The organism is Cronobacter malonaticus LMG 23826 (assembly GCF_001277215.2).
In the GTDB taxonomy this organism is placed as follows: domain Bacteria; phylum Pseudomonadota; class Gammaproteobacteria; order Enterobacterales; family Enterobacteriaceae; genus Cronobacter; species Cronobacter malonaticus.
The window spans coordinates 287,572-300,009 of the sequence record NZ_CP013940.1; the positions used below are offsets into that span (position 1 = coordinate 287,572).

Genomic DNA, 12,438 nt, shown 5'->3' on the forward strand with positions numbered 1-12,438 from the left:
AATGATCTCAGGAGATAGAATGATGATAACTCTGCGTAAACTCCCTCTGGCTGTGGCCGTGATGGCGGGCATCTTCGCCGCTCAGGCCTCGGCTGTGGACTTCAAAGGTTATGCCCGTTCCGGCATCGGCTGGACCGGCAGTGGCGGCGAACAGCAGTGCTTCCAGGCGACCGGTGCAGGCGCTAAATACCGTCTGGGTAACGAATGTGAAACCTATGCGGAACTGAAGTTCGGTCAGGAAGTATGGAAAGAGGGCGATAAGAGCTTCTATTTCGATACTAACGTAGCGTATTCCGTTGCGCAGCAGAATGACTGGGAAGCGACCAGCCCGGCGTTCCGCGAAGCTAATGTACAGGGTAAAAACCTGATTGACGCGCTGCCGGGTTCAACTATCTGGGCCGGTAAACGCTTCTATCAGCGTCACGACGTTCACATGATCGACTTCTACTACTGGGATATCTCCGGCCCGGGCGCAGGTCTTGAAAACGTCGATCTGGGCTTTGGTAAGCTCTCTGTTGCGGCAACCCGCTCCTCTGAAGCTGGTGGTTCTGCGACCTTCCAGAGCGACAGCATTTATGATTACAACAAGAGCACGGCTAACGACGTCTTTGACGTACGTTTAGGCAGCCTGGAAGTGAACCCGGGCGGCACGCTGGAACTGGGTGTGGACTATGGTCGTGCCAACGCGCGTGACGACTACTATCTGGCTGACGATGCGACCAAAGACGGCTGGATGTTCACCGCTGAACACGTTCAGACCATCGGTACTGGCTTTAACAAATTTGTTGTTCAGTATGCGACAGATGCACTGACCTCTCAGGGCAAAGGCCTGTCTCAGGGCTCCGGCATTGGCATCAGCGACACCGATCCTAAGTTTGCGTATGCCCAGAACAACAATGGCCACATGCTGCGTTTAATCGATCACGGCTCAATTTCTATGGGCGATCGCTGGGACATGATGTATGTCGGTATGTACCAGGACATCGACTGGGATAACAACAACGGCACCCGCTGGTGGACCGTGGGTGTGCGCCCGATGTTCAAATGGACGCCTATCATGAGCACCCTGCTGGAAGTTGGCTATGACAACGTGAAATCCCAGCGTACTGACGAAACTAACAACCAGTACAAAATCACCCTGGCGCAACAGTGGCAGGCAGGCGACAGCATCTGGTCTCGCCCGGCGCTGCGCGTCTTCGCAACCTATGCCAAGTGGGATGAAAAATGGGGTTATGACAAAACGGGTAACCCGAGCAACAACGCCAACTATGGCTACGCAGTTAAAGATGGCTTTAACGGCGGTAGCTTCGGTCGCGGCGACAGCGATGAATGGTCCTTCGGTGCCCAGATGGAAATCTGGTGGTAATCACGCGTTAGCGTAGTAACAAGAGGGGCGCAAGCCCCTCTTAACCCTCATTGAAAAGTACAGATTTTCGGGAAGCGCGCTATTGCCTGGCTACCGTTTCCCTCTCCACCCGAGGTAATAAAAATGAAAAAACGTCTCGTCGCATTATGCTTAAGCGCAGGGCTGCTCGCAGGCCTGCCCGCCGTCAGCTTCGCTGATGTGAATATCGTGCCGCAGAATACCGCCGCGGCGCCATCCATTCCGGCCGGTGAATTGCAGCGCCTGACCTGGACGCCCGTCGCGCAGTCGCAAACCCAGACCACCGATCTCGCCGCCGTGGGGCAGACCCTCAACGTGCCGGGCATTACCGGTAAAGTCGCCGCGTACAGCGTGCCAGCCAATATTGGTGAATTAACCATTACGCTCACCAGCCTTGCGAACAAACAGACCGGCATTTACGCCCCGAACGTGCTGGTGCTGGATCAAAACTTAACGCCTGCCGCGTACTTCCCGAGCAATTACTTTACCTATCAGGAACCGGGCGTGGTCTCTGAAGACCGCCTCGAAGGCGTTATCAAACTGACTCCTGCGCTGGGGCAGCAGAAACTGTACCTGCTGGTTTTCACCACGCCGCAGGATCTGCAGAAGACCACCACCATGACCAACCCGGCGAAGGCGTACGCCAAAGGCGTGGGTAACGCCGTGCCGGATATCGCCGATCCGGTGGCGCGTCATACGCCTGACGGCAAGCTTAAATTGAAAGTGAGCACTAACTCCGCATCCAGCGTTCTGGTCGGCCCGCTGTTCGGCTCTTCCAGCCCGTCGTCTGTGACGGTCGGCAACACCGCAGCGCCTGCTACAGCTTATTCCGCACCAGCGCCTGCCGCACCGGCGGCTGCGCCCGCTCCTGCCGCGAAGCGCGAGCCGGTGCTTAACGACACTGAAGCCTATTTCAACCGCGCCATTAAAGAGGCGGTCGCGAAAGGCGATGTCGATAAAGCGCTGAAACTGCTGGATGAAGCGGAGCGTCTCGGCTCTACCACAGCACGTCAGACTTTTATCAGCAGCGTAAAAGGCAAGGGGTGACAGTCTCCCCACGCTGCTGATGTTTGCAACACCTGGTGCGCTTGCGCGCACCTTTTTTCCTGGCGCAGCATGCCATCCTGTTGCACCCATGTTGCGCTTTTGTTCGTACTCCTTGTTTCCCCGCCCCCGTTTTGCTGGTTCTGCGTTACAATACGTCCACTTTTGGCCCCGGAGAGTCACGCATGTCCCATCCCGCGCTGAGACAACTGCGCGCGTTGTCCTTTTTTGACGATATCAGCACGCTTGATAGTTCGCTGCTCGACTGGCTAATGCTGGAAGATTCCATGACCCGCCGTTTCGAAGGTTTTTGCCAGCGTGTGACGGTCGACATACTGTTTGAGGGCTTTGTCGGCCCCGAGGCGCTGGAGGAAGAGGGCGAGTTTTTGCCTCAGGAGCCGCGCTACTGGCTGCGCGAAATTCTGCTGTGCGGCGACGGCGTGCCCTGGCTGGTCGGGCGCACAGTGGTGCCGGAGTCTACACTTTGTGGGCCAGAGCTGGCGTTGCAGCAGCTCGGTACCACGCCGCTGGGCCGTTATCTCTTTACCTCATCCACCCTCACGCGTGATTTTATCCAGCCGGGCCGCAGCGACGAACTCTGGGGACGCCGCTCTCTGCTGAGGCTTTCCGGCAAACCGCTGCTGCTGACTGAACTGTTTTTACCTGCATCACCTTTGTACGGAGAGGAAAAATAATGGAGTGGAGCCTGACGCAGAATAAGCTGCTCGCCTATCACCGCCTGATGCGCACCGATAAGCCGATTGGCGCGTTACTGCTGCTCTGGCCGACGCTGTGGGCGCTCTGGGTCGCGTCGCCTGGCGTGCCGCCGCTGTGGATACTCGCAGTGTTTGTGGCGGGTGTCTGGCTGATGCGCGCCGCAGGCTGCGTCGTGAATGATTACGCCGACCGTAAATTTGACGGGCACGTAAAGCGCACCGCGCATCGGCCGCTGCCGAGCGGCGACGTGACCGAAAAAGAGGCGCGCAATCTGTTCGTTATTCTGGTGCTGCTGTCATTTTTGCTGGTGCTAACGCTGAATGTGAAAACCATTCTGCTCTCGGTGGCAGCGCTGGCGCTGGCCTGGATGTATCCGTTTATGAAGCGCTACACCCATCTGCCGCAGGTGGTGCTGGGTGCTGCGTTTGGCTGGTCAATTCCAATGGCGTTTTGCGCGGTGAGTGAATCGCTGCCGTTGAGCTGCTGGCTGATGTTTTTCGCCAATATCTGCTGGGCGGTGGCGTACGATACGGAATATGCGATGGTCGATCGCGATGACGACGTGAAAATCGGCGTTAAGTCGACGGCCATTCTTTTCGGACGCCACGACAAGCTGATTATCGGGCTGTTGCAGATAGCCGTGCTGGCGCTGCTTGGCACAGTCGGCTGGCTGAACGGTCTGGGGGCGTTTTACTATGCCGGTCTCGCAGGCGCGGGCGCGCTGTTTATCTGGCAGCAAAAAATCATCGCCGGGCGCGATCGCGACGCCTGTTTCCGCGCCTTTTTGAATAATAACTACGTGGGGTTGCTGGTGTTTATCGGCCTGGCGTTAAGTTATCTGAAGTTCTGATAAAAGCGGGGAAACCCGCTTTTTTTATGGCTGACGGCCGTGCGGTGATGGCGGGTACGCTGCGCTTACCCGCCCTACATTTTTTCGGCGAGCAAGATTATGAGTAGGGTGGGTAAGCGAAGCGCACCCACCACCCACAGCGTTATCAGCCATTACCCCTGTTTTCCGCCAATAAAAAAGGCGGGTTTCCCCGCCTTATTACTGTCTGTCGCCAGACTCAATCACGCGCCCGCTTGTGCCGCCGCGCTCTCGATAGTCAGTCTGACATCGGAGGTCATCAGCTCTGCCAGCATCTGGTAAACCTTCATGGTTTCCGCCGGTTCGGCATCGCCCGTATCGCTGATATAGCCTTCATCGCGCAGCGTCAGCACCAGCGTTGAGAACACCGCTTTATCGAAGAACTCCGGTGCGTTAATGCCGTGCAGCACCGAAAGGCGCTGCGCCACCGTGCGGCTCTCTTTTTCAAGCGTACCGCGGTTGATGGACGGATTGGCGCTCAGCAGCCAGAAGGTAATCGCGTAGCGTTGCAGCGTTTCGCGCACGCCAGCGGCCAGCAACTGCAGCGTGCGGGAGCGCGCCGGGTTCACCTGAAGCCATTCGTCATCAGCAAGAATAAGCCCCTGCTGCGCCAGCTCGTTAACCAGCGCATCGACGACCGCCGACACTTCTTCTTTCTCCCAGCGCAGGAACAGCTCCGTCTTCAGCATCGGGAATAACAGTTCCACCTGCTGCTGCACCGCCTCACGGCTGATGCGACGATGCTGGGTGACGATAGCCGCGATAAGCGACGGCAGCACCAGCATATGCATGATGTTATTGCGGTAGTAAGTCATCAGCACCGCTTGTTCGCGCGGCAGCACGATGATGTCGCCAATGGTGTCTTTCTCGACTTCAAACTTATTCATCTGCAGCGCGTGCTCAATGAGCTGCGTCGCCGTGGCGTCCGGCACCGTGGCGTCTGCGGCGTAAGGCACGTTACGCAGCAGGCTCAGGTAGCAATCCAGCTGTTCGGTTAACTGCTCACGCGTTAACGAACGCTGGCGCGAAGCCAGCAGCGCGGTGCAACACAGGTTCATGGCGTTGGCCGCGCCCGCGTTGTTGATACGCACCATCAACTGAGCGGCAATCTCGTTCACCGTCGGGGTCAGCCACGCCGGGCGTACCGCCTCGATAGGATCGATAGCATCGCGCCACTCCGGCACGTGCTGGTTCAGGAAGGTCATCAGCGGCAATGGTTCACCGAAGTTCACATAACCCTGACCGAGGTTACGCAGTTTGCTTAAGCCGCGCAGCATCTGCAGCAGGCTCTCTTTCTCTTTGGTGGCGCCGCGCAGCTCTTTAGCGTATGTGCCCACTTCCATCACATGCTCATAACCGATGTAAATCGGCACCAGCGTAATCGGACGCGTGCCGCCGCGCAGCATAGCCTGGATGGTCATGGAGAGCGTGCCGGTTTTCGGGTCAAGCAGACGGCCAGTACGTGAACGCCCGCCTTCCACGAAATATTCCACCGAATAGCCACGGCTGAAGAGTTCGCCGAGATATTCGCGAAACACCGTCGAGTAAAGCTTGTTGCCCTTAAAGGTGCGGCGAATAAAGAACGCGCCCAGGCGGCGGAAAATCGGTCCGGCGGGCCAGAAGTTCAGGTTGATGCCCGCGGCAATATGTGGCGGCACAAGCCCCTGATGGTAGAGCACATATGAGAGCAGCAGATAGTCCATATGGCTGCGGTGGCAGGGCACATAGACAATTTCGTGGCCGTCGTGGGCGAGCTGACGCACACGTTCGGCGTTATGCACATTAATGCCCTGGTAGAGGCGGTTCCAGGTAAATCCAAGCACGCGATCGGTAATACGAATCGCCTCGTAAGAGAAGTCGGCGGCGATCTCTTCCATCAACGCGACGGCATTCTGCTGGGCTTTCTCGTGCGAGATTTTTTTGGTGCGCGCTTCGTCTTCAACGGCGCGAGCAATCGCTTTTGACGAGAGCAGTTTATTAAAGAGATCCTGGCGCGCAGGCAGGCGCGGACCGACGGCGGCGAGGCGCTGACGGGCGAAGTGCATACGCGCCACGCGCGCCAGTTTCTGGGCGATGCGTTTGTCGGTGCCGTGCTCGGTCGCCATGCGGCGCAGCGATACGGGCGGTGAGAAGCGCACAAAGCTGTCGCGACCAAGCCACGAGACCGCAAAGAATTTCTGAATGCCGTTCAGCATGCGCAGCGGCGGGTTTTCCTCGCCTTTTTCTCGCCCCGGTGAGCGGCCAAACATGACCGACACCGGCACCATCTGGACGTCGAGATCCGGGTTGCTGCGGTGCAGATCGAGATAATTGTGGAACAGTTTGATCGATTCTTCTTTCGGCGTGTAGTAGGTAAACACGCGCGGGCCGCCATGGATAAACACATAGCGCGGCAGTTCGGTGCCGTCGATGACCAGCGGATCCAGCGGATCGGGCAGATCGTGCTCCAGGCACTGCGCCCGCAGCGTCAGGAGATCCGCCTTCGAGTTATACGGCAACACGTACATAATAGGGCGTGACGTATCCAGCCCAAGTTCGGGGCAGGGCGCCGCCGGGATGGACTTGCTTTTTACCAGCACGCTTAATGGTAAATTAAGTAATTTGTAGTAAATTCGTGGCCAACCGGACATAAACGATGTAAAGCCTCTGGTTAATAATGCAATTGCGGCGCAAGAATATCAGAAACTCCGTAGAATTTCTGTGGTGCTTCTTTATCGAAGCGCATTAGCATTGACGCCTGAATTTAAAAAAGGTTTCTTGTCATGGCCAATAACACCACGGGGTTAACCCGAATTATTAACGCTGCCGGCTATTCCTGGAAGGGATTACGCGCCGCCTGGAAAAATGAAGCTGCATTTCGCCAGGAAGGGGTTGCCGTGATAGCGGCAATTCTTATCGCCTGCTGGCTGGATGTCGATCCTGTCACCCGCGTGCTGCTGATTGGCTCCGTTACGCTGGTAATGATTGTCGAAATTCTCAACAGCGCCATTGAAGCGGTGGTGGATCGCATCGGCCCTGAATTTCATGAGCTTTCAGGGCGCGCCAAAGATATGGGCTCCGCTGCCGTTCTGCTGTCGATTATCCTCGCGCTGATCGTGTGGGTCACGCTGCTCTGGCAGCATTTGCGATAAGTTTTCCAGAAATCGCGAAAGAAGCGCTTTTTTAACCGGTTATGGTTTTAAAATCACCTTTAGCTGTATATACTCACAGCATCACTGTATATGCACCCAGGGGGCGGAATGAAAGCATTAACTACCAGGCAACAAGAGGTGTTTGATCTCATTCGGGATCACATCAGCCAGACCGGCATGCCGCCTACGCGTGCGGAAATCGCGCAACGTCTGGGTTTCCGTTCACCGAACGCCGCGGAAGAGCACCTTAAAGCGCTGGCGCGTAAAGGGGTGATTGAGATTGTCTCCGGCGCGTCGCGCGGTATCCGTCTGTTGCAGGAAGACGAAACCGGCCTGCCGCTGATAGGGCGCGTGGCGGCGGGCGAACCGCTGCTGGCTCAGCAACATATCGAAGGGCATTATCAGGTTGATCCTGGCCTGTTTAAGCCAAACGCCGATTTTCTGCTGCGTGTTAGCGGGATGTCGATGAAAGATATCGGGATTATGGACGGCGATCTGCTGGCGGTTCATAAAACGCAGGATGTGCGTAACGGGCAGGTCGTCGTCGCGCGCATTGATGATGAAGTAACGGTGAAACGCCTGAAAAAACAGGGTAATACCGTTGAGCTTCTGCCGGAAAACAGCGAGTTTAAACCGATTGTGGTTGATCTGCGCGAGCATAACTTCTCAATCGAAGGTCTGGCCGTCGGCGTTATCCGCAACGGCGAATGGCTCTGATGCGTCACCCGGCTCTCTGAGGCCGCATTACCGTAACTGGCCCGCCCCGGTTACGGTAATGACTTCTCCCGTTAGCTAAAGCCCTTCATACTTTTTCTTCTTCGCGTAACGGCATCGGAACGCCATATGCCCTTTCTGACATCTACTGATAAAGCTCTCTGGCGCCTCGCGCTGCCAATGATTTTCTCCAATATCACCGTACCGCTCTTAGGCCTGGTCGATACCGCCGTTATAGGTCATCTCGACAGCCCCGTATACCTTGGCGGCGTCGCGGTGGGGGCTACCGCCACCAGTTTCCTGTTTATGCTGCTGCTCTTTTTACGCATGAGCACCACCGGGCTAACTGCGCAGGCGTTCGGCGCGCGCGATCCGGTAGCGCTGGCCCGCGCCCTGGTGCAGCCTATGGCGCTGGCGCTGATTGCCGGTGTGCTGATCATCGCCCTGCGCGAGCCGCTGATTCATCTGGCGCTGCATGTTACCGGCGGCAGCGACGCGGTGCTGACGCAGGCCCGGCGGTTTCTGGAGATCCGCTGGCTCAGCGCGCCCGCGGCGCTCGCTAATCTGGTGCTGCTTGGCTGGCTGTTAGGCGTGCAGTACGCCCGCGCGCCGGTGATCCTGCTGGTGGTCGGCAATCTGCTTAATATCGTGCTCGATCTCTGGTTCGTCATGGGGCTTGGCCTTAACGTCCAGGGCGCGGCGCTGGCGACAGCGATAGCGGAATACGCGACGCTTGGCATCGGTCTCATGATGGCAGCCCGCGTGCTGCGCCTGCGCGGTATTACCCTTTCGATGCTGAAAATGGCGTGGCGCGGCGGCGTTGGCAGGCTGCTTGCGCTTAACCGCGACATCATGCTGCGTTCGCTGCTGTTGCAGCTCTGCTTCGGTTCCATCACGGTGTTTGGCGCACGGCTCGGCAGCGATATCGTCGCGGTGAACGCCATTCTGATGACCCTTCTGACCTTCACCGCCTATGCGCTTGATGGCTTCGCCTATGCCGTAGAAGCCCATGCCGGGCAGGCCTTCGGCGCGCAGGATAAATCGCAGCTTAACAGCGTCTGGCGCGCGGCATGCCGACAAGCAGGGATGGTGGCGCTGGCATTCGCGCTGCTGTATGCAGTGGCGGGGCAGTACATTGTGTCGCTATTGACCTCATTACCTTCGCTCCAGGCGCTGGCGCAGCCCTATCTCTTCTGGCAGGCGATCCTGCCGGTCGTCGGCGTCTGGTGTTATCTGCTGGACGGTATGTTTATCGGCGCGACGCGCGGGGCGGAGATGCGCAACAGCATGGCCGTCGCGGCGCTCGGTTTTGGCCTGACGCTGCTCACACTGCCAGCGCTTGGCAACCATGGCCTGTGGCTGGCGCTCACCTTTTTCCTGGCGCTGCGTGGGTTGTCGCTCGGCTATTTATGGCGCCGGGGGCGTCTTTTGCACTGAGTTTCCCTGACGTATCACATCGCCCATAAAAGAAAATTTGTCGGCGTCAGCGCTTCGTTATGGTTAAAGATTCTGAATATCCCACCGGGGTTAAAATTGACGTCTAAAATAAGTAGTACGTTCAGCAAATGATGAAGATGACTCGGGCTGAACCCCCACAGGAAAACCTGTGAGACTGATTCACTACCGAATGTTAAGGAGACGTCTATGAACAGAGATGAAGCTGGCGGTAACTGGAAACAGTTTAAAGGTAAAGTGAAAGAGCAATGGGGTAAATTAACCGACGATGATATGACCATCATCGAAGGGAAACGTGACCAGCTGGTAGGTAAAATCCAGGAACGTTACGGTTACGCGAAAGACGAAGCCGACAAGGAAGTGACTGACTGGGAAAGCCGCCACGATTACCGCTGGTAATCGGGCCACCACCTCAAACGGTATTTTCCCTCTGAGGCTGCCCTGCCCACCGGTACAAGGATGTACCACCCAACCTGATTTAACGTCCTTTCTTTTTCACCGTAATGCTGTGGTCGTGACCACATTGCCCCTGATGGCGACACGCCTCAATTTCTGCACACGCCGCACACAGCCCATGCGCTTCAATGACGTTATGACGCAGCGCAAAGCCCATTCTGGCCGCCAGCGCATGCATGATATCTTCCACGCCTTCCGCTGCCTCTTCTTTGACCACGCCGCATCTGTCGCAAATGAACATGGCTGAAGTATGCGCCGGGTTATCAAACAGATGACACAACACATAGCTGTTGGTGGACTCCACCTTATGAACAAACCCCTGCTCTAGCAGAAAATCGAGCGCGCGGTAAACGGTGGGCGGTTTCGCCTGCGGTTCGCTTTCGCGTAATAAATCAAGCAGATCGTAAGCGCTGATAGCCCCCGGCTGGATGGTCATCAGGCGCAGCACTTCGAGGCGCTGCGGAGTCAGGCGCACATTACGTTGCTGGCAGAGCTTTTCAGCCTGCGCCAGAACTTCCTGCGAAATCGTCGTATCCATCGGCATCCTCTATGAATCGTGTTTATGTCATCACTTTATCATGAACTGGCTGAAACACCGACATCCCGCCTGTGTTATACCTTTCAGGGAACATTAACCGGAGGTTTATATGCATACGCGGCCTGAATGTATTTGTCACTGGCAGGAAGTCGAAGGCAACGATGACGCCTGTTACCCGGACAGCGACGAACTGATGTCCATCGGCGCGCCGCTGGCGAAGCGTACCGGGCTTACGCGGCTCGGCATTCATCATGAGCGCCTGCCGCCGGGGCGTCGTACGTCTTACCCGCATGCCGAAAGCAGCGAAGAAGAGTTTGTCTATGTGCTCGAAGGCTTTCCGGATGTCTGGCTAAACGGTGAGCTATGGCCGTTAAAACCGGGCGACAGCGTGGGGTTCCCGGCAGGCACCGGGCTTTGCCACACGTTCATTAATAATACCGACAGCGAAGTCCGGCTGCTGGTAGTAGGCGAGGCGAACAAACCGGAAAACCGGGTTTACTATCCGCTTAACGGCCCTTACGCCGCCACGCGCCCGGATCGCTGGATAGACCATCCGCCACAATTTTTTGGTCCACACGACGGCTTACCTACACGAATTAAGAACCCTAATCTATAAATAATGAGGGCGATCACGAAACGAGCCCGGAAATGCCGTTGAGCTTTTAGCCTCAACCTCTGGCGTAGTGCGTTCTTCACAACAGAAATCGTCTCTGTCATGAACTGACAGAGGATGTCATTCATGTTGCTAATAAGCAGGGTAAACAGTGAAAAATATAATCAAACCTTCAGTGGCAGCCGTCGCCCTTTCTCTGGTGATGGCCAATCAGGCGAGTGCGGCAAATACCTGGGCGCAGGCGCGTAACGATGCGATGGGCGGCACCGGCGTGGCGTCAGCCGATTACGGCAGCGGCGCGTTAATTAACCCGGCGCTGCTGGCACGTTCACAGCCAGAAGATGACATTACGGTGATTTTGCCGGCATTACAGGCGCAAATTACCGATAAAGACAATCTCGAAGATGAGATAGACCATATTAGCGATCGCGTCGATTATTATCGCGATGTGGTGAACAGCCTGACGCCGGGGGATATCGCGGCCAACCCGATCGGTACGCTGCGTCAGTTCCAGGGCGCGGCGCGTGAACTGGGCGACGAGCTGGAATATCTGCGCGGCAAAACGGCAAGCGCACGCGCGGCGGGCGGTATCGCGGTCAGTATTCCAAACGACGTGCTGGCGGTGGCCTTTGTGGCGAAAGCGTATGCGCATGCGCGCGTCAGCACCCGCGTGGATCAAAGCGATATCGATTACCTGCGTCGCATCCAGAACGATGATATCTACGCGGGCACACAAATCATCAACGCTGCGATCAACGGCTCTGACGCTATCACCGATCGCCTGACGTCCACCGCGTTTGGCCGTGCGGCGATCGTTTCTGATTATGGCGTGGCGTTCGCGCATCGGTTCCAGGTGGGTGATGTGCCGGTCTCCGTCGGCGTCACGCCGAAGCTGCAGAAAACCTGGCTCTATAACTACACCGCGTCGATTTATAACTACGACAGCAGCGACTGGAACAGCTCGCGCTATCGCAACGACGACACCGGTTTCAACGTCGACGCCGGTGTGGCGGCGGATTTCGGCCCGAACTGGACCGTGGGCGTGAGCGGGCAGAACCTGATGTCGCGTGATATCGATACCAAAGAGGTCAACGGGTATAAAGATACCTATCAGATCTCGCCGCTGGTGACGGCGGGCGTGGCCTGGCATAACGATCTGGTAACCCTGAGCGCCGATGGCGATCTGACGGAAACCAAAGGCTTTAAGAGCGAGGAGAACTCACAGTTTGTCGGCGTGGGTGCCGAAGTACGTCCGCTTAACTGGCTGGCGGTGCGTGCTGGTTTCCGCGCAGACGTGAAAGATAATGAGAGCAACGTGTTTACCGCGGGTGTCGGTTTCGCGCCGTTTAACCGCGTGCATCTCGATCTGACAGGCATTGTCGGTGAAGACGAAACCTGGGGCGCAGGCGCGCAGTTGAGCCTGACCTTCTGATCATGTGCAGGGGCGCAGTGCGCCCCTGCCTGAAGTTTGTGCTATAGTAACGCCCCTTTTTCAGCCCGAACTTCGACTCGCTTAGC

Annotated in this window: 12 protein-coding genes; 10 read left to right on the top strand and 2 right to left on the bottom strand. The window is 56.9% G+C overall.

Features of this window, described 5'->3' with window-relative positions:
- Positions 1–19: 19 nt before the first annotated feature.
- From AFK66_RS01355 to ubiA, 4 genes are all read left to right on the top strand, one after another.
- Positions 20–1,366 carry a maltoporin gene (locus AFK66_RS01355; protein ID WP_007778581.1) on the top strand — a complete coding sequence of 449 codons (1,347 nt, stop codon included), beginning with the start codon at positions 20–22 and terminating at the stop codon, positions 1,364–1,366.
- A 123-nt stretch (positions 1,367–1,489) separates the two neighbouring features.
- Positions 1,490–2,431 (top strand): maltose operon protein MalM, encoded by a 942-nt coding sequence (gene malM, locus AFK66_RS01360; RefSeq protein WP_023897892.1) that lies wholly within the window; start codon positions 1,490–1,492, stop codon positions 2,429–2,431.
- A gap of 182 nt (positions 2,432–2,613) precedes the next feature.
- Positions 2,614–3,123 (top strand): chorismate lyase, encoded by a 510-nt coding sequence (gene ubiC, locus AFK66_RS01365; protein ID WP_007778575.1) that lies wholly within the window; start codon positions 2,614–2,616, stop codon positions 3,121–3,123.
- Entirely contained in the window at positions 3,123–3,995 is an 873-nt protein-coding gene (gene ubiA, locus AFK66_RS01370) for a 4-hydroxybenzoate octaprenyltransferase (RefSeq protein WP_007778572.1), read from the top strand. Before ubiC ends, ubiA begins: the two co-directional genes overlap by 1 nt.
- A 221-nt stretch (positions 3,996–4,216) precedes the next feature.
- On the opposite strand, the gene plsB is transcribed toward ubiA, so the two are convergent.
- Positions 4,217–6,643 carry a glycerol-3-phosphate 1-O-acyltransferase PlsB gene (gene plsB / locus AFK66_RS01375; protein ID WP_032968437.1) on the bottom strand — a complete coding sequence of 809 codons (2,427 nt, stop codon included), beginning with the start codon at positions 6,641–6,643 and terminating at the stop codon, positions 4,217–4,219.
- Positions 6,644–6,775: 132 nt separating this feature from the next.
- On the opposite strand from plsB, the gene AFK66_RS01380 reads away from it, so the two are divergent.
- From AFK66_RS01380 to AFK66_RS01395, 4 genes are all read left to right on the top strand, one after another.
- Positions 6,776–7,144, top strand: a complete 369-nt coding sequence (locus AFK66_RS01380) for a diacylglycerol kinase (protein ID WP_007778567.1) — start codon at positions 6,776–6,778, stop codon at positions 7,142–7,144.
- A gap of 108 nt (positions 7,145–7,252) precedes the next feature.
- The gene (gene lexA / locus AFK66_RS01385) at positions 7,253–7,861 is read left to right on the top strand and encodes a transcriptional repressor LexA (protein ID WP_004388589.1); all 609 of its coding nucleotides are present in this window, start codon (positions 7,253–7,255) and stop codon (positions 7,859–7,861) included.
- A gap of 126 nt (positions 7,862–7,987) precedes the next feature.
- Positions 7,988–9,295, top strand: coding sequence for an MATE family efflux transporter DinF (gene dinF / locus AFK66_RS01390; protein WP_032968435.1), 1,308 nt, complete (start codon positions 7,988–7,990; stop codon positions 9,293–9,295).
- A 207-nt stretch (positions 9,296–9,502) separates the two neighbouring features.
- The gene (locus AFK66_RS01395; protein ID WP_004388591.1) at positions 9,503–9,712 is read left to right on the top strand and encodes a CsbD family protein; all 210 of its coding nucleotides are present in this window, start codon (positions 9,503–9,505) and stop codon (positions 9,710–9,712) included.
- Positions 9,713–9,791: 79 nt separating this feature from the next.
- On the opposite strand, the gene zur is transcribed toward AFK66_RS01395, so the two are convergent.
- Positions 9,792–10,307 (bottom strand): zinc uptake transcriptional repressor Zur, encoded by a 516-nt coding sequence (zur, locus tag AFK66_RS01400; RefSeq protein ID WP_004388592.1) that lies wholly within the window; start codon positions 10,305–10,307, stop codon positions 9,792–9,794.
- 109 nt (positions 10,308–10,416) lie between these two features.
- On the opposite strand from zur, the gene AFK66_RS01405 reads away from it, so the two are divergent.
- Positions 10,417–10,923, top strand: coding sequence for a cupin domain-containing protein (locus tag AFK66_RS01405; protein ID WP_007778556.1), 507 nt, complete (start codon positions 10,417–10,419; stop codon positions 10,921–10,923).
- A 148-nt stretch (positions 10,924–11,071) separates the two neighbouring features.
- On the top strand, positions 11,072–12,352 hold the full coding sequence (locus tag AFK66_RS01410; protein WP_007778553.1) for a conjugal transfer protein TraF: 1,281 nt from the start codon (positions 11,072–11,074) through the stop codon (positions 12,350–12,352).
- Positions 12,353–12,438: the final 86 nt, after the last annotated feature.